Source organism: Gilvimarinus chinensis DSM 19667 (genome assembly GCF_000377745.1).
Lineage (GTDB): Bacteria > Pseudomonadota > Gammaproteobacteria > Pseudomonadales > Cellvibrionaceae > Gilvimarinus > Gilvimarinus chinensis.
Map to the genome: position 1 here is coordinate 61,863 of NZ_KB898708.1, position 17,371 is coordinate 79,233.

The 17,371-nt window shown below is 50.6% G+C and carries 17 protein-coding genes; 11 read left to right on the top strand and 6 right to left on the bottom strand.

What is annotated here, in order from left to right; genetic code table 11:
* Window positions 1-20 precede the first annotated feature (20 nt).
* A complete protein-coding gene (locus tag D568_RS0109750) occupies window positions 21-608 on the top strand; it encodes a YceI family protein (protein ID WP_020209414.1) in 588 nt (195 codons plus the stop codon).
* Between the two features lie 15 nt (window positions 609-623).
* Here D568_RS0109750 and D568_RS0109755 read toward each other — a convergent pair whose 3' ends face one another.
* Window positions 624-1,463 carry a CvfB family protein gene (locus tag D568_RS0109755; RefSeq protein ID WP_020209415.1) on the bottom strand — a complete coding sequence of 280 codons (840 nt, stop codon included), beginning with the start codon at window positions 1,461-1,463 and terminating at the stop codon, window positions 624-626.
* 47 nt (window positions 1,464-1,510) lie between these two features.
* Window positions 1,511-2,089 (bottom strand): outer membrane beta-barrel protein, encoded by a 579-nt coding sequence (locus tag D568_RS0109760; RefSeq protein WP_020209416.1) that lies wholly within the window; start codon window positions 2,087-2,089, stop codon window positions 1,511-1,513.
* A 338-nt stretch (window positions 2,090-2,427) separates the two neighbouring features.
* Between D568_RS0109760 and D568_RS0109765 the strand changes: the two genes are divergently transcribed.
* A complete protein-coding gene (locus tag D568_RS0109765) occupies window positions 2,428-2,784 on the top strand; it encodes a hypothetical protein (RefSeq protein ID WP_020209417.1) in 357 nt (118 codons plus the stop codon).
* A gap of 67 nt (window positions 2,785-2,851) precedes the next feature.
* Here D568_RS0109765 and D568_RS0109770 read toward each other — a convergent pair whose 3' ends face one another.
* Window positions 2,852-3,310, bottom strand: a complete 459-nt coding sequence (locus D568_RS0109770) for an EVE domain-containing protein (RefSeq protein WP_020209418.1) — start codon at window positions 3,308-3,310, stop codon at window positions 2,852-2,854.
* Window positions 3,311-3,314: 4 nt separating this feature from the next.
* A complete protein-coding gene (locus tag D568_RS0109775) occupies window positions 3,315-5,321 on the bottom strand; it encodes a VacB/RNase II family 3'-5' exoribonuclease (protein ID WP_020209419.1) in 2,007 nt (668 codons plus the stop codon).
* 97 nt (window positions 5,322-5,418) lie between these two features.
* Here D568_RS0109775 and D568_RS0109780 point away from each other — a divergent pair, with 97 nt between their 5' ends.
* The 3 genes from D568_RS0109780 to D568_RS0109790 all read left to right on the top strand — a co-directional run bounded on the left by D568_RS0109780 (window position 5,419) and on the right by D568_RS0109790 (window position 9,441).
* On the top strand, window positions 5,419-7,134 hold the full coding sequence (locus D568_RS0109780; protein WP_020209420.1) for a potassium/proton antiporter: 1,716 nt from the start codon (window positions 5,419-5,421) through the stop codon (window positions 7,132-7,134).
* A 107-nt stretch (window positions 7,135-7,241) separates the two neighbouring features.
* Entirely contained in the window at window positions 7,242-8,888 is a 1,647-nt protein-coding gene (locus D568_RS0109785) for a methyl-accepting chemotaxis protein (RefSeq protein ID WP_020209421.1), read from the top strand.
* Between the two features lie 25 nt (window positions 8,889-8,913).
* Window positions 8,914-9,441, top strand: a complete 528-nt coding sequence (locus D568_RS0109790) for a shikimate kinase (RefSeq protein ID WP_020209422.1) — start codon at window positions 8,914-8,916, stop codon at window positions 9,439-9,441.
* A 44-nt stretch (window positions 9,442-9,485) separates the two neighbouring features.
* On the opposite strand, the gene D568_RS0109795 is transcribed toward D568_RS0109790, so the two are convergent.
* Window positions 9,486-9,815 (bottom strand): hypothetical protein, encoded by a 330-nt coding sequence (locus D568_RS0109795; RefSeq protein WP_020209423.1) that lies wholly within the window; start codon window positions 9,813-9,815, stop codon window positions 9,486-9,488.
* A 234-nt stretch (window positions 9,816-10,049) separates the two neighbouring features.
* Between D568_RS0109795 and adk the strand changes: the two genes are divergently transcribed.
* The 6 genes from adk (at window position 10,050) to D568_RS0109825 (ending at window position 16,013) form a co-directional block, all read left to right on the top strand.
* Window positions 10,050-10,706, top strand: a complete 657-nt coding sequence (gene adk / locus D568_RS0109800; RefSeq protein WP_020209424.1) for an adenylate kinase — start codon at window positions 10,050-10,052, stop codon at window positions 10,704-10,706.
* Window positions 10,707-10,959: 253 nt separating this feature from the next.
* A complete protein-coding gene (locus D568_RS21120; RefSeq protein WP_020209425.1) occupies window positions 10,960-11,652 on the top strand; it encodes a hypothetical protein in 693 nt (230 codons plus the stop codon).
* Window positions 11,653-11,794: 142 nt separating this feature from the next.
* A complete protein-coding gene (gene tsaB, locus D568_RS0109810) occupies window positions 11,795-12,499 on the top strand; it encodes a tRNA (adenosine(37)-N6)-threonylcarbamoyltransferase complex dimerization subunit type 1 TsaB (RefSeq protein WP_020209427.1) in 705 nt (234 codons plus the stop codon).
* A gap of 9 nt (window positions 12,500-12,508) precedes the next feature.
* Complete coding sequence (locus tag D568_RS0109815) at window positions 12,509-13,837, top strand: M18 family aminopeptidase (RefSeq protein WP_020209428.1); 1,329 nt, start codon at window positions 12,509-12,511, stop codon at window positions 13,835-13,837.
* The gene (locus tag D568_RS0109820; RefSeq protein ID WP_020209429.1) at window positions 13,834-14,958 is read left to right on the top strand and encodes a tRNA-queuosine alpha-mannosyltransferase domain-containing protein; all 1,125 of its coding nucleotides are present in this window, start codon (window positions 13,834-13,836) and stop codon (window positions 14,956-14,958) included. Before D568_RS0109815 ends, D568_RS0109820 begins: the two co-directional genes overlap by 4 nt.
* 47 nt (window positions 14,959-15,005) lie before the next feature.
* Window positions 15,006-16,013, top strand: coding sequence for a tryptophan--tRNA ligase (locus D568_RS0109825; RefSeq protein WP_020209430.1), 1,008 nt, complete (start codon window positions 15,006-15,008; stop codon window positions 16,011-16,013).
* Here the strand turns inward: D568_RS0109825 and bioA are convergent.
* Window positions 16,003-17,298 (bottom strand): adenosylmethionine--8-amino-7-oxononanoate transaminase, encoded by a 1,296-nt coding sequence (bioA, locus tag D568_RS0109830; RefSeq protein WP_020209431.1) that lies wholly within the window; start codon window positions 17,296-17,298, stop codon window positions 16,003-16,005. The genes D568_RS0109825 and bioA overlap by 11 nt on opposite strands.
* Window positions 17,299-17,371 lie beyond the last annotated feature (73 nt).

The following is a 17,371-nucleotide window of genomic DNA, read 5'->3' on the forward strand; positions in this document are numbered from 1 at the left end:
CGATAGTCAGGCTTTTTATATTGGCTGCCTCGCTGCTGCTCAGCAGCTGTGGGGCAGTATTATCCGGTAGTGTTGATACCGAGTTAACCGCTCTTAAAAAGGGAAATTACTCCCTCGATCCTAAGCACACCAGTGTGCTGTTCAAAGTTTCTCACCTTAATGTTTCGCAGTTTGTCGGCCGGTTTAATAAAGCTTATGCCGAGCTGGACTATAATGCCGATGACCCCGCCGCCAGCCGCATCCGCGCGGCCGTTTTTATCGCCTCTTTGGATGTCAATAATCCTGATTTTTCCGAAACGTTAAAAAGTTGCGATTGGTTGTGCGCCTCTCAATTTCCTGAAGCGCGATTTGTGTCTGTTGGGCGAGCGCAAACAAATGACAATGTTTTAACGTTTGCAGGTGATTTGTCGTTTCGGGGCGTCACTAAGCCCGCCGAGCTGACCGTTCGCATCAACGGCGCAACCACAAATCGTTTAACCGGTGATTATATTATCGGCTTTGAGGCGAATTTGGCCTTTCACCGCTCGGAATTCGCTATGGGGCAATTTGCCCCAGCTGTGGGCGACCAGGTGAGGGTTGAGGTGTTTGCAGAATTTATACGCCAATAAGTACCGTATTTGCTTTCACAAATTCTTTGTTAAACAAATTTCTTTGTGATCAATGGCAATTAAGCGCTGTTTGTAAAGAGCCCCTAAGGCTTTTTTGTAGACACCTTTGCTCACGTTAAATTCGCGGTAAATGTCGTCTGGTTGAGCGCGGTCATTTAACGGGCTGCGGCCGCCGTTGACCTTTAAGTAGTCGAGTATCTTTTGTTGCAGCCTGTCGCGGCCTTTATCGCCAACGGGCTGTAAGCTCAAGTCGATCTTACCGTCGCCGCGGATACTTTTAATGTAGCCTCGAGTGTTTTCGCCGTAGCTTAAAGGGCGGAACGCGTCGTCACGAAAAATGAGTCCCAGGTACTGGTTGTCGATGACGGCTTTGTAGCCCATCTCGCTTTTGCCGCAGATTAATAAATCGACGGCTTGGTTGGGTATCAGTTGGCGGCTGGTTTCGTGCAGGTGTTTATTCAATTTGGAGGAGGCGGTAATACGCTGACTGTAAGGGTCGAGAAATAAGGTTACAACATAGGAGCGGCTCAGCTCAAAACGCTTGTGTTGCTCATTGAACGGCACCAGTAAATGTTTTGGTAGCCCCCAATCTAAGAAGGCACCGGCATCGTTAATGTCGACAACCGGTAAATAAGCCGCTTGTCCTACGCAGGCTCGGGGTTTCAGTGTCGTTGCGACAGGTATATCGTTGCTGTCCAAATGAATAAATACATCCACTTCATCGCCAATACCGAGCTCGCTGTTTAAGTAACGCTTGGGTAGGAGAATAGTGCCTAGCTCGGTACCGTCAAGATAAGCACCGAAATCTACGAGTTTAACGACAGGGAGGCGGGCGAATTGTCCGATTTGGGCCATGGGAAGGGTTCCGGCAAAGCCACTATTGTAGCTTTGCCGACGGCCGACTAAAAGTTCATTCGTGCGCCCAGGGCAATAGATTCCCCTTCGTCTGAGAAACTGGTGTCCAGGGTGGCTGCCACCGCTTGGCTAAGCCAATAATTTGCGCCGAGGTTTATTTCGGTTGTGTCATCAAATACCGTGTGATGCGCGATTTCAGCTTTACCCTCCAATTGTTGAAACATCCAGCCGCGAGCACCAACGGCGGCAACTAAACCGGTGTCGCTGTCGCCATGATCTGGGTCGGTGCGTTCAACGCTCAGGGTGCCGTACAAGTCCCACCCCCGTGTCAGCAGAGTGTGATAGCCCGCGCCCAGTTGCAGGGTGGTAGACCCGCAGCCTTTATCGCCGCTCACGTCAGTTAAGCTACCGATAGCGAACCAAGGCCCATCGATTGCGTAACTGCCGTACGTGCTCAAACCGTCCTGATTGCAGTCGTAATCATCCAGGTTTTGCTCAACGTATTCCAAACCGCCATAGGTGTAACTTACTGAGGCGTTATTGTTTGATTGTGCTAACGCACCTGCGGCACTAAGGCCCATCAACGCAGCGGTAGACAGTGCCAGGGCTTTGATTGGTTTGACCATAATCTGACTCCTTATGTCATGAAAAAATAGGCTGTGGACTATAGAGCAATCCATAGGCCAAGGGGATTGCTTACCGATTGGTTTGAGTAATCAGTCACGAAAGTGGTTCTAACACGCCCTCTTTGGCTGCTATTTAATCATTGTTTGTGTTTAAAAGTTGTATTTTTTACAGCAACTTAGGCCGTTATCTACAAGTGTTAGGTGAAGGCCGTTATAGGGCATTTTTCATGCTATTGTTTTTGGTATGACTTAAGGTGTGTAATTGGTAAGATCAAAAGGGGTTGTGGTCAGTTCGGTGTGCGGCCGGATAATAATCAAACAATAATAAGGAACAGCGTATGAATAGAGTGCTATTGGTATCGGCAGTGGTACTTATGGGTAGCCTGACAGGTTGTGGCAGCGCCGATTACTTTGACAATGTCACTTTTATTCATTGCGCAATGGGCAGCTATATCAACGCTATCGGTTGGGCCGGGGAGGGCATTAACAGTCAGCCCGCACCTAATCCCGTTATTGCCAGTGCAGAGTCCGGCTGGCGTGAGTATGGCAGCACAGATTTGGATGGTGCGCCGTTAGATTTGAGTAGCCGGGAATTCGGTTATGTGTTGAGTGCCGGTGAAGCTGCGCCTTTTATGGGTCGTGCTTCGGTGTTTGCCGGTTACAATGGTGGTGAAGGTTGGAACCCTGAACCTTAATGGATTATTCTTGATGCGAAAAAAAACGCCGGCAATTGCCGGCGTTTTTTTTGGAGCTTTAGAACGATTAGCGGCTCAGTTCAATAATGGTCTGCCATTGTTCTTGGGTTACCGGCTGTATCGATAGCCGCCCCTGCTTTAAAAGAGTCATCTCTTCGAGCTGCTGAATCTCTTTGATGGTGGATAACAACACCGGCGTCTTGAACCGCTCATTTAATGTAATGTCGACACAAAACCAGCGCGGCTGGCCGGGGGTTGCTTTAGGGTCAAAGTAGGGGCTTTCGGGCAGATACTGTTGTGGGTCCGGGTAAGCGGTTTTAACTACGCTTGCCGTTCCCACAATCCCTATGTGTTTGCAGCGGCTGTGATAGAAAAGCACCTCATCGCCCAGCGCTACTTCATCGCGCAATAAATTGCGTGCCTGATAATTGCGAATGCCGTCCCAACGCGCGGTTTGCTTTGGCTCACGCGCAAGGTCGTCAATGCTGTAACAGTCGGGTTCCGATTTAAACAGCCAGTACGCCATAGGGTTAGGGTGTCTGCTCCGGTGCGTCAAACGCTTGCAGCCGCTCGGCCATGGCTTGGTCTACCAGCTCCAGCGCTATGCGACGGCTGTTGACATCCACCTCTTTAACTTTTACCGCAACCGTTTGGTCCAGGAAGTATTGATCCGTGTCGGTAGTCAGACTTAGGCGGCGACTGTCAAACTTGGGTTTGGGTTGGCCTTTTTCTACCAGCTGGACAAAACCGTCGGTACCAATATCTTCCAGGCGGACACTAATGCCGCGAGCGCTAACACCGGTGATAGTGCCAAAGTGCACTGTACCTAAATGTTCGCTTAAGTACTGGCACAGCAGCCACTGCTCTAGCGTGCGGCTGGCTTGGCGACCGGTGCTTAAGGTTTCTTGTAGCGCCAGGGCTTGGTGTTCGTCGGTGGTGCGCGGCGTTTCACCGTTTAAAATAGCCTTAAGTACAATGTGGTTGTGTAAATCCTGGTAGCGACGGATGGGGGAGGTCACCGTGGCGTAGGCATTAAAGCCCAGGCCAAAATGACCCACTGGCTGAGTGGTCAGGCTACCTGCCTGCTGCATGCGCTGCAGTAAGGATAATAGGCGCGCTTGCTCTTCTGACTGTTCAGCGTTTTGGCGCAGCGTTTTAAACAAGCGCTGGAAGTTCTCAAGCTGGGTAAAATCCAGTTCGGCCATCTCGGGCAGAACTTCGGCTACCAGGGCTTTCACATCGTCCAGTCGCTCAGGGCGAAAGCCGATGTGCCCCGAGTAAAAGGCTGTTTGTGGATGTTGATTGAACAGTTCGCCAGCGCAGATGTTGGTGGCCAGCATGGCTTCTTCAACCAATTTTTGCGCGCTGTTGCGCAGGCGCTTTTCAATGCGCTCAATTTTTTTGCTGTCATTAAGCCAGTACTGATAATCGGCGCGGTCTTCCATTACCAGTGCGTGTTCCTGGCGATAGCTCAATCTTGCCTGGGCGCAGTCGGCCATGGCTTTTAGGCTTTCAATGATCGGGCCCGGTAGTTCTTTTTCCAAGGTGTCGCCACTGCCGTCCAGCAGTTCGCTGACGTTTTGATAGCTCAGTTTGTGGTGCGAGCGAATGTTCGCGGTGCTGAAACGGTAATCGGCGATGCTACCATCTTGATTAATGTTCATTTCACATACGACCGCTGGACGCTCAGCTTCGGGAATCAGCGAAAAGGTCTCGTGGGACAATTCGGTGGGCAGCATGGTGATGGGGTGGCCCAGCAGGTAAAGCGTGCTGACGCGCTCCTGTGCGGTTTGCTCAAGCGCGCTGCCCGGTTCAATAAGACTGCTGGGGTCGGCAATGGCGGAAATCAGACGCCAGCCGGTGTCAGTCTTTTCGGCGTAGAGCGCATCGTCCATGTCGCGGGTGAACTCTGAGTCGATGGTGACAAAGGGCGTGTCAATCATCGCTTGTCGTTCAAGGGTGGTGAGCGCCTCGGGGTTAATAGCGGCGGCCTGTTCGGTGGCCGCTTCGCTCCACTCATTCGGTAGCTGGTATTTGGCGCAGATATAGCGGCCTTCAATTCCGGCCTCGTCGGGTTTTCCAATCCGGTTGATAACGCGAATCTGGGCTTTACCATCGTGTTTGAAGGGGTGGCGGATTAACTCGCACTGCACTAAATCGCCTTCACTGCAATTGGTGCGCTCTTGAGGTGGTATAAACAGCCAGCGGCTAAAAGGCGGTAGGTCTGGCTCGACAAAATGGGCGGGGCCTTTCCGTACATAGCGGCCGACAAATGTTTTTAAGGGCGAATCGATTAACGCCTCCAAAGTCGCTTCGAGCTGCTTTTTACTGTTTTCGCTCAGGCTGATTTTTACTCTATCGCCTGGCAGTACGCGCAGCATTTGATCTGGATCGAGAAAGGCGTCTCGGCCGTCGTCTAAACGAACAAAGCCAAATCGCTTGGCGGTGGGCCTGACTAGGCCTTCGGCGTAATCTTTATGGGCAACGATATTCGATTTTAATTGTGAGAGCTGCGACAACGCGTCTTTACTGAGCATGAATAAACAACTTGTTTCTGGCAGGTTTAAAAACGAAATAATAACACCAAATAGAGGTTCTCGCTTTGGTAGGCCTACTGTGTAGTATCATTTCCCTATGGATATTCTAAATCAGCTTATTTTATTGGGCGCTGTATTATTTTTGATCAGCATTTTGGCCAGCGCACTCTCCCCACGGGTGGGGATGCCGTTATTGTTGGTTTTTTTACTGGTCGGCATGCTCGGCGGCGAAGACGGGATTGGCGGCGTCGCGTATGACGATGTGCAGTCGGCTTTGTTTTTGGGCACCTTAGCCCTGGCGGTAATTTTGTTCGATGGTGGGTTGCGCACGGATATTCATAACTTTCGTGTGGGTTTAAAGCCGGCGCTGTCGTTGGCTTCACTGGGTGTGGTGATTACCGCTGGCGTTTGCGGAGCGTTTGCCGCCTGGATGCTGGATTTACCCTGGGTCGAGGGAATGTTGGTGGGGGCCATTGTGGGCTCTACCGATGCCGCTGCGGTGTTTTCTGTATTAAATATGCAGGGGTTGGCGCTGAAGGCGAGGGTGGGCGCAACCCTTGAAATCGAATCAGGCTTGAATGATCCGATGGCGATTTTTTTAACCTTGACCGTGGTCGAATTTATTCGCATGGGTGAGAGCGGATTTAATGCGACCATGTTGCTCGGGTTTGCCTGGCAGATGGGGGTTGGCGCTCTGGTTGGTGTAGTGGGTGGCCGGTTTCTCGCTTGGGGGGTGACTCGTCTGGCACTAAGCCCCGGTTTGTATCCTTTATTGGCGCTTTTCGGTGGCGTTTCTATTTTCGGTCTTGCCGCAGTGCTGCACTCCAGTGGGTTCCTCGCCGTATATTTAGCCGGTTTGATGGTGGGAAATCGGGTGTCACGGGGTCTGTACAACATTCAGCGGTTCCACGATGGCATAGCCTGGCTGGCGCAAATCAGCCTGTTTTTGATGCTGGGTTTATTGGTGACCCCCTCTGAACTGGTGACCTACGCTCCTAGCGCACTGCTGATAGGCTTGTTTTTGATTTTTATTGCCAGGCCTTTGGCGGTGTGTATTTCTCTGCTGCCATTTCAGTTCTCTTGGCGGGAGCGGCTTTTTATATCCTGGGTGGGGTTGCGCGGGGCTGTTCCTATTGTGCTGGCGATGTTTCCCTGGCTGGCCGGGTTCGAGCACTGGCCATTCTTTTTTAATATTGCCTTCTTTATTGTAATTATTTCACTGGTGCTGCAAGGGTGGACGGTGGCGCCTCTGGCACGTTGGCTGAAGGTGGACGTGCCAACCAGCTCATCACGGGTACAGAGAGTGGAGCTTGGGGTGCCGGGGCAGGCTGGTTACGAGTTTATTGGTTACAAATTGCTGGCTGATTCTCCTGCGCTTAAAGCTGGTGTGGCGAGGCTTGAAGAGAGTACAGGTACACGACTTTTATGCGTTATTCGTGAGGGGGAGCCGCTGGCCGAACCCGCCAGTGGGCCCTTGCTTGAGGGGGATCATGTCTACCTGTTGGCCAGGCCCGATGCTTTAAACCTACTGGACAAATGGTTAGTGGGAGAAAAGGAACCAGATCGTATTTCGGCACAAGCTTACTTTGGTGAGTTTGTTGTGTCGCCTTTAGCCAAGTTAATGGACTTGGGCTTGCTTTATGGTTTTGATGTGCCAGAAGAAATGGCAAACTGGAGCATAGGCCGCTATATCTACCGGCGTTATAAACAACCCGTTATTGGCGACCGGGTTGCAATGGGCAAGGTTGAATTCATTGTGCTTGAGATGTCTGAATCCCGCGTTACTAAAGTGAGCCTAAAGCTAAATCGTTAGTCAGTATAAAGTTTCCGCCTTCTGTGCCGATATTTTCCGAGAACAGTTAGCCGCCAAAAAACTGTACTACACTCAAAGAAAAATCCGCCTAAGTCGAGGGGAAAGGTATGCTGCGTTGGTATAATAATATGGGTTTCCGTTGGAAACTGACATTACCCCTTCTGGTTTTGGTTGCTCTTTTTCTTTACTCGAGTATTTATTCGGTTTTATCTGCTCGCAAGCTCTCTGAAAATGCTACTACGATTGCTGAAATTAACTTACAAGAGCTGCAACTTTTATTGCAGGCAGACCGTGATCTGTATCAAGCATTAACCGCCGAGCGAACCGCATTTGTGAATGGTGCGAGTGGTGTAAGTGTGGCGAGCTTAATGGCGGAGCATAAAGAGAACGCTGAACAGGCGCGTGAGCGTTTTTTGCAGTCTCTAACCCTATCTAATACCAGTGTTGAATCTGAGAAAACTGAATTCCTGACGCTGTTTCAAGCGTGGTATTCCTTTAGCCGCGACTTGATAGAGCAAGCCGCCACTGGCGACCCCAACAGTATTGACGACTTTGAGCGTGAGGGGTACGAGCGTAGTTATCAACTGTTTGAGGCAGTTCGTACACATTTGGATGTGGTGGGCGAACGTCGACTCAATCATGTGGAGCAGTTCACTCAGCAAATTCTAGCGGATGAAAAGTCTGTATCAACTCAGCTTATAGGGATCGCTATCGTATGTACCCTGGTGGCCCTGGGGGCAGCTTTAGTGCTGCCTGCTTTGGTAATAAAGCCGTTGAAGTCTATCAGTAACCGAATTCAAAACATCGCAGAAGGCGATGGTGACCTGACAATTCGTATCGATGTGCAAAACAATGACGAGCTCGGTGAGCTGTCTGGCCATGTCAATCAATTTATGGAGAAGCTACAGCACTTAATCGGTCAAATTCGTGCCAATACTGAAGAGGTTTCTCAAGCTGCGAATACGATGTTGAGTGTTTCGGAGCGTAGTCAGGGGGCGGCTGACGAACAGTGTCACTCCATTACCATGGTGGTGACAGCGGTTAATGAGCTTACTGTTGCTATCCATGAGGTTGCTCAAAACACCAATGAGACAGCGGATAGCGCAAAGCGCGCTAACGGGATCACCGAGTCTGGTCAGGAGCGAATTGAAACGGCTGTGAACCGAGTCCAGGAACTGTCTAACCGTATCGCTGAAACCGCTGGGGTTATGGCTCAGCTCGAAGATGAGGCAAAGAATGTAACTTCTGTAATCGATGTGATACGAGGCGTTGCTGAGCAGACAAACCTGTTGGCGCTAAACGCGGCTATTGAGGCGGCTCGGGCCGGTGAGCAAGGCAGAGGTTTTGCCGTAGTGGCGGATGAGGTTCGCACCTTGGCCAGTAGAACCCAGGAGTCTACGGAAGATATTCAGAAAATGCTGGCACAGTTGCAAACCGGTGTTCAAAGTGCAGTAACCGCAATGAACTATTCCAATGAAATGACCGGAGAGGCTGTTCAGGCTGCGAACGACGGTGGTGAGTCTTTGGTGAATATTCGAGATGCAGTGAGCTCGATTACCAACATGGCCATTCAAATTGCGTCGGCTGCCGAAGAGCAGAGTTCGGTGACGGCAGATATCGATAAAAATCTTGTTGAAATCAATCAGCTTGCCATGAACACCTCAGATGATGCGGCTAAAACCGCTAACGCCAGTCGTGAGTTAAGTACTCTATCGCAAAATTTGCGCGATTTAGTAGGGAGCTTTAGAGTGTAAGCCTTGGTTTTGACTGGAGTACAATGTGAAACGCAGCGACAGTATTATTCTTATCGGTATGCCGGGAGCGGGGAAGAGCACCATAGGTGTTCTTTTGGCTAAAGAGCTTGCGCGAGAGTTTGTTGACACGGATCTATTAATTCAAACCCATGCGGGCAAGACGCTACAGGATATAGTTTACGAATCAGGTTATTTGCATTTGCGCCAGCTGGAAGAGGCTACGCTGCTGCAATTAAACTGTGATCAGCACGTGGTTGCTACGGGTGGAAGCGTGGTGTACAGCGATGCGGCGATGTCTTTATTGAAATCATTGGGGCAGATCGTCTATTTGCGACTACCGGAGCAAGACCTTACTTCGAGAATACTCAATATGAGCACGCGGGGGTTAGCGAAGCCTGCTGATCAGAGCTTCTCAGAGGTATACGCAGAGCGAGTCCCGCTGTATGAAAAGTACGCTGATATCACGATAGATTGTCGTGACAAAACCCCCTCACAGATTGTCGATGAAATTATTTACCAAGAGGCTGAGCAGTACGCCGCCGTGGATGCCTAGTGGAGGCAAGAAAAAAGCGCCGTGGGTTAACGGCGCGTGCGGTATCAGCCTTTCAGGGCTTTTAGCTGTTCGCTGCTCAGTTGTAAAAAGCGAGAAGTAGGGCCTGTATCTTCGTATATCTCGTCGCCAAACTCATCGTGAGCAATCACTTTACTGCCTTTTATATAGGGCATTGACGTTTCCAGTTCGTAAAGGGCGCTGGCGATCAAATCGGCCATTAGCTGCTCCCGTGTTTTTCTGGGGTACATCTGCGCCAGGGCCTCAAGCTTTGCGGCAACTTCTATGGGTAATCTGACTTTGTAGTCGGTGCTGGTTAGTTCACCGCTAGCGGTTTTCTCCCAATAGCTCAGGAGTTCTCCGGGCTTGATATCCATGGTTTACACCTCGCCAATATATTTGAATTTGCCCATCGGGATGGGCGCATACCTTTGAATATAGAATAAAAATACAATTAAAACAATGGCTTATCGTCTTGCCGTGGCCTCTTCTTGTGATTCAGTTGGCAGCCGTGTATCGTATCGCCTTTTTTCTATAAAGCAGAAATTGTAGCCAAGCTGTTCCGTACACGGCGCTAATTGCTGCAAATAATACTGAGGAGTGGCAGAGGTATGAAGGTCATCTTATTGGGGGCACCGGGTGCAGGGAAGGGCACTCAGGCAAAAATGATTATGGATAAGTTTGGCATTCCGCAAATTTCAACCGGCGATATGTTGCGGGCGGCAGTGAAAGCAGGTACCCCCCTGGGTGTGCAAGCTAAAGACATTATGGCCGCTGGTGGTCTGGTCCCTGATGATTTAATTATTGCGTTGGTTAAAGAGCGTATTGCAGCAGATGACTGCGTTAAGGGTTTTTTGTTTGATGGGTTTCCCCGCACCATTCCGCAAGCAGAGGCTTTGCTGGAGGCCGGTATCGATATTGATCATGTGATTGAAATTGATGTGGCAGACGAGGAGATTGTCAGTCGTTTGAGTGGCCGTCGGGTACATGAAGCATCAGGTCGCGTCTATCACATAGAGCACAACCCGCCTAAAACTCCAGGTGTAGATGACGAAACCGGAGAAGAGTTGGTGCAGCGCGAAGATGATAAAGAAGAGACTGTACGTAAACGGCTCTCGGTCTACCATGAGCAAACCAAGCCCTTAGTTGATTTTTATCAGCAGTTGCAATCCAAAGATCCTGCCAGTGCGCCCAAGTTTACCCGTGTGGCGGGTGTCGGCAGTGTGGATGCCATTCGCACCCAGTTGTTTTCTGTACTGAGTGACTAAAAGGCTTAACAACCTTTAAGAAGTAAAACCACAAAAGGCCCTCTGGGCCTTTTGTGGTTTTTGATGTGCTGAAATAGATAATTGCTCAATGACATTGTTTTTTCTTTTGCAGAAAAAACTCAAAACAGTCACACATTTGGCTTAGAAACGTGCAATTTGTCTATTTTTTAAATATATTAACAGTGCTCCTGCAGCGTTTCAGGTGCTGTGCATTTACAGGTGCGACAAAGCAAAACATATTAGGAGATAGCAAATGGCCCGAGTTGCAAAAAAAGTTGCGAGCAAGACCGCGCGTAAAGCGCCCACCAAACGGAAGTCTGTGACCCGTAAATCCCCTAGACGCTCAGTACCGGCATCCGTTGATCCTGCTGTAGCAAAAATTCAAATCGCCGTTGATAAAGCTCAATCCCAGTTAGATGAGCAAAAAAAGAAAGTAGAGCTTGCGCGAAAAAAAGCGCAGACCGCAAAAGCAAAAGCAGAAAAAAGTGCGAAAGCTGTTGATAAGCGTGCGGCGAAAACGGCGGCAAATGGTGTGACTAAAGCGAATGAAAAAGCGCGGACGTTACGCGTTAAGCTGGCCGAGCAAAAGGCCCGCCTGGCCAAAGAGAAAAGCCTAGCCGCTATCCGCTCAGTTGAAGCGGCAAGCAAAGCGAAGCTGGCCGAGCTAGAAGAGCGTTTATCCAGTCGAGCTAGTAGCGATTTAGAAAAAGCGAAAGCCGCTTTTGAAGCAAAGTGGTTAAAAGCCCGCGCAAAGTCAGATGCCGCGAAAGTTAAAACAGCAGCGCGCAAACTTGAAGCGAAGGCTAAAGCTGCCGAGAAAAAAGCCAAAGCAAAAATGCGCGCTATTGAGCGTAAAGAAGCCGCTAAGGCAAAGGCTAAAAATCGCAAAACTCCTGCCAAGCGTAAAACAGCAGCGCGTCGTGGCCGGCCCGCGAAAAAAGCGTAAGACCTCTCATGCCCCCTTTCTCGGGGGCTTGTTTTTCCTGTCCTGGCTCGAGCGAGCGCTATCGTCGAGATGACTTCGTTCACCACCCTTGGTGCCGAATGCGCGATCTGTCAAAATAAGCATTTTGAACCCGGAAAAAACCATGAGTAAACTCCTCGCGTTAGACACCTCTGGTGACGCCTGCTCTGTGGCTCTTTGGCATGATGGTCATATTATCGAAAATTTTGAAATGGCAGCGCAAAGCCACACTCAGCGCGCACTACCGATGATTGATGAGCTGCTATCACAAACCAATACCTCGCTGGAAGATGTTGATGCCCTTGCCATTGGTGCTGGCCCTGGCTCGTTTACGGGGCTACGCATTGGCATGGGCGTTGTACAAGGTTTGGCCTTTGCCAGTGATAAGCCAGTGGTGCCTGTGGGCACTTTAGAGGCGTTAGCATGGCAAGCGCTGCAAGCAAATCACAACGTTCGCACTGCATTGCCCGCGCTGGATGCTCGCATGGGGGAGGTTTATTGGGGGGTGTACCAATTAGGAGAAGACGGAAAGTTGCAAGAGCTTTGCGGCCCCGCAGCCAACGCACCGGAGATGGTGACTGAATTGCTGCCCACAGATTGCGGCGCTTTTGTGGGTATAGGTGGAGGCTGGGCCTTGCCCGCCTTACAAAAATGCTCAGCGGAGTTTGACGCGCAAGCTTTACCGCGGGCGGCCGCCGTGGTGGAGCTTGCCGCGCGGTATTGGCGCGAAGGTAAGCTGCACGATGTGATGGCGGTGCAACCTAGTTACGTTAGAGACACTGTTTCTTGGAAAAAGCGCGAGCGTATTCGCTCTGCCCCGACTCAATAGAGATGAATCATGACTGAGCAAAAAACTGCTGAATTTAATCAGGGGCTGATAGATTTTATTGCGGCCTCGCCTACACCTTTCCACGCCACTCAGGCTATGGCTAAGCGCTTAAAGGTATCCGGTTTTACGGAACTGCAGGAGTCCGACACATGGTCGCTGGAGCCTGGTGGGCGCTATTACGTGGTGCGAAATGGCTCCTCAATTATTGCTTTTACCCACGGCCAAGCCCCGTTGCCAGAAGCGGGTATTCGCATGTTTGGTGCGCACACCGACAGCCCTTGCTTAAAGGTTAAGCCTAACGCCCGGATCATTAGCTCAGGTTACTATCAATTAGGCGTTGAGGTGTATGGTGGCGCCTTGTTGTCGACATGGTTTGACCGCGACCTATCCCTCGCTGGGCGTGTCACTTTCCGCTCTGATAGTGACTCCCCTGAAAGTCGATTAATCGATTTTAAAGACCCCATAGCTATGGTGCCTAGCCTGGCAATCCATTTGGATCGCGAGGCGAACCGTAACCGCAGCATTAATGCGCAAACGGATATTCGTCCGATTTTGATGTTGGCAGATGAGGACCCAGACCAGTTTACTTTTTCGGCGTTACTGTTGGCCCAGTTGCAGGCTCAGTATCCAACTGTCAAAGTCAGGGAGATTCTGGATTTTGAGCTGTGTCTGTACGACACCCTAAGCCCGGCCGTGGTGGGCCTGCGTAAAGAGTTTATTGCCAGTGCCCGGTTGGATAACCTACTCAGTTGTTATGTTGGCCTTGAAGCCATCATTAACGCGCAGGACACGCAAAGTTGTTTATTGGTTTGTACCGACCATGAAGAAATCGGCAGTGCTTCGGCCTGTGGCGCTAAAGGGCCTATCCTGGACCAGTTCCTACAGCGCTTGCTGCCAGATATTAGCGATCGGTTACGAATGCTCGACGCTTCTATGATGATTTCTGCGGATAATGCTCACGGTGTTCATCCAAATTTTGCACAAAAACATGACGCGGAGCATGGTCCCGTATTAAATAAAGGGCCGGTAATTAAAATTAATGCCAATCAACGTTACGCCACCACCAGTGAAACCAGTGCGCTGTTTAAGATGCTGTGCTCACAGGCCGATGTCGCTGTGCAGAGTTTCGTTTCCCGCACGGATATGGAGTGTGGAAGTACTATTGGCCCCATTACCTCGGCCGAGGTTGGAGTAAAAACTCTGGACGTTGGAGTCCCCACATTTGCCATGCACTCTACCCGAGAGCTGGCGGGTACTAAGGACGCTCACAGCTTATGTGAAGTGGCCAAGCAATACTTTGCAAGAACTCAGGCCCCCGGACATTTTGCTGGCCGGTGAATATATTACTCATTTCCGGTTACGATGCTGCCAGCCATAAGCGTTGGCGGCAGGGGCTTGAGCGCGCACTGCCAGAGATTAATTTTACTCACATTGCACTACCTGCCCGTTACTTTAGCTGGCGTATTCGAGGTAATAGCCTGTCTCTGGCAAGTTTATACCGAGATGAATTGAGCGCCAGTTATGATGCTCTAGTGGCGACCTCAATGGTGGATTTATCCAGTTTACGCGGTATGCTGCCATCCATTGCGACAGTGCCCACGTTGTTGTATTTCCATGAAAATCAATTCGAATACCCGTTAAGCACGAGGCAAACTCACAGCCTAGAGCCTCAAATCGTAACCCTTTACAGTGCGTTATGTGCTGACCAGCTGGCATTTAATTCAGACTTTAACCGCGTCAGCTTTCTTGACGGCGTAGACAAACTGCTGAGAAAAATGCCGGACCTGGTGCCTCAAGGCATTGTGGCTCAATTGGCAGAAAAGTCGCAAGTTGTGCCAGTGCCTCTTGAGTCAGAGGTTTACGCGGCAAGGGTGGAAGCCCAGAGTCCTTGCAGGCCAGAATTCGTTTGGAATCACCGCTGGGAGTACGATAAAAACCCCGATCTGTTACTGGCCGCACTGGAAGTCCTAAAAAGCCACTTTGATGGCGCGCTGCCATTTACTTTGCATGTGGTGGGGGAAAGGTTTCGCAGACAGCCTGAGGCATTTCACGCAATTCACGAGCTTCTCACTGAATGTAATGCTTTAGGTCAGTGGGGTTATATTGATAGCTTGGCCAGTTATCGTAGCCTGTTGCAGCGTTGTCAGGTGGTAGTATCGACAGCGGATCATGATTTTCAGGGGTTGGCGGTGTTGGAAGCGGTCGCAGCAGGTTGCATACCTGCTGTGCCTCGACGGCAAGTGTATCCTGAATTTTTTGGTCTTAGCAGCTGCTATAACGTGAGTGGAAATCTAAGCCATGACGCCCAAAGTCTGGCCAGTCATTTAATACAGCTTTTGCAGCAATATTCACTGCAGGGCGTTTGGCCGCAAGCCCCCGATGTGTCTGGCTTATGCTGGGAAGTAATGAGCGGGAGCTATCGACAGTTGTTGACCCGGCTCGCTACACATCCCCGCTAAGGGGCTGTATCATAGGCGCCCGCTAAAGAACCAACAAAGAGATCACGATGAGCAAGCAACGAGTACTGACCGGCATAACCACCACTGGAACCCCCCATTTGGGAAACTACGTGGGGGCGATACGCCCTGCAATTGCCGCCAGTGAAGATCCGTCTTTCGAGTCGTTTTATTTTCTAGCGGATTACCACGCGTTGATTAAATGCCACGATCCTGAACGGGTAGAGCAATCGCGTCGTGAAATTGCCGCAACCTGGTTGGCGCTGGGCCTAAATACCGACAAGGCGGTGTTTTATCGTCAATCAGACGTGCCAGAAATCCCAGAGTTGAGCTGGTTTCTGACGTGTATGGCGGCCAAAGGCTTAATGAATCGCGCTCATGCTTATAAAGCAGCCGTGGCCGCTAACGAAGAGGCCGGGGAAGACCCTGATTACGGTATTACCATGGGGCTGTACAATTATCCGGTGCTGATGGCGGCGGATATTTTAATGTTTAACGCCAATAAAGTCCCGGTGGGTAAAGACCAGGTTCAGCACATTGAAATGGCTCGCGATATTGCAGCGCGTTTTAACCATCATTACGGTGATCATTTCGCACTGCCAGAGGCTGTTGTTGACGATAAAGTCGCCACCTTGAATGGTCTTGATGGCCGTAAAATGAGCAAAAGCTACAACAACACCATCCCGCTGTTTTTAACGGAAAAGCAGCTGAAAAAACACATCAATAAAATCAAAACCAATTTGTTGGAGCCGGGCGAACCAAAAGATCCGGATACCTCGACGGTATTTCAAATTTGGGAAGCGTTTGCCAGCGACGATCAGGTGGCGCAGATGCGAGAAAAATTTGCCGACGGCATTGCCTGGGGCGAGGCCAAGCGCGAGTTGTTCGAATTGATTAACGGTCAGATTGGCGATGCGCGGGAGAAGTACTTCGACTTGATGGAGCGCCCAGCAGACATCGAAGAGATTCTGCAGGCTGGTGCGGTAAAGGCGCGCGAACACAGCGCACCTTTCTTGGAAAAAGTACGCCGCGCGGTTGGCCTTAAGCCTATGGCTTGAGTTTGCTGATCACTCGGTAAATGCCTTGTGTCAGCGTGGAAAGATCTTCCGCGCTGATGCAATAGGGCGGCATGATATACACCAATTTGCCAAAGGGCCGCACCCAAATTCCCTGTTCCACAAACGCCGGTTGCAGCTCATCCAGCGATCGCGATCTGTGCAGCTCTACCACCCCAATACCGCCGAGTACTCGAACGTCCGCTACGCTTTTGAGTGTGTTACAGGGCTTTAATTCCTGTTTCAGTTGCGTTTCCATACGCTGAATATTGGCCTGCCAGTCTCCTTCCAGCAATACATTGATGCTTTCGCAGGCGACGGCGCATGCCAAAGGGTTGCCCATAAAGGTTGGGCCGTGCATGAAGACACCGGCTTCTCCCTCGCAAATGCCTTGGCTTACCTTGTCATTGCATAAAGTGGCGGCAAGTGTCATATAGCCGCCTGTTAGGGTTTTGCCCAAGCACAGAATATCGGGGCTAATACCGGCATGCTCACAGGCGAATAGTTTACCTGTGCGACCAAAACCGGTGGCAATTTCATCGGCTATCAGAAGTACATTGTGTTTGTCGCATAAGTTTCGTACTGCTTGAAGGTACTCGGCACTGTACATCCACATGCCGCCTGCCCCTTGAACAATAGGTTCAAGAATAACCGCCGCCACGTCCTTTTTGGTTTCCAGTAAATGTTGAATGCTGGCGATGTCCTGAGGTTGTAGAGGCTCACCAAAGCGAGACTCGGGGCGCTCTGCGAAATACTGTTGCATTAAATTATCCGCAAACACGTGGTGCATTCCTGTGACCGGATCGCAGACACTCATGGCGCCAAAGGTATCGCCGTGATAGCCATTTTTCAGCGCGATAAAGCGGTTCTTTTGCGGCTGCCCCACCGAGTGCCAGTATTGCAGCGCCATCTTCATTGCCACCTCAACACTCACCGAGCCAGAATCGGATAGAAATACCTTGTTCAAACCCTCAGGCGACAGCTCGACAAGTTTTTGACACAGCCGTACCGCAGGCTCATGGGTCAAACCGCCAAACATAACGTGACTCATGGCATCGGCCTGGCGAGTCAGCGCTTGATTTAAGCGCGGGTGATTGTAGCCGTGTAATACACTCCACCAGGATGACATGCCGTCGATCAGCGTACGGCCATCTTTTAAATAGAGCTTTACGCCCTCAGCGCGTTCGACGGCGTAGGTGGGCGAGGGGGTTAGAAAAGACGAGTAGGGGTGCCAGACGTGTTCACGGTCCAGGTCAAGTAATTGGTCGTTGGATAAGTGCATAAACATTAGCCCGTTAACGAAGCAAGGGCGCCTTTGAGTGTGTCAGAGGCGCCAAGGCTAAAAGGCTTGCGCGGTGTTG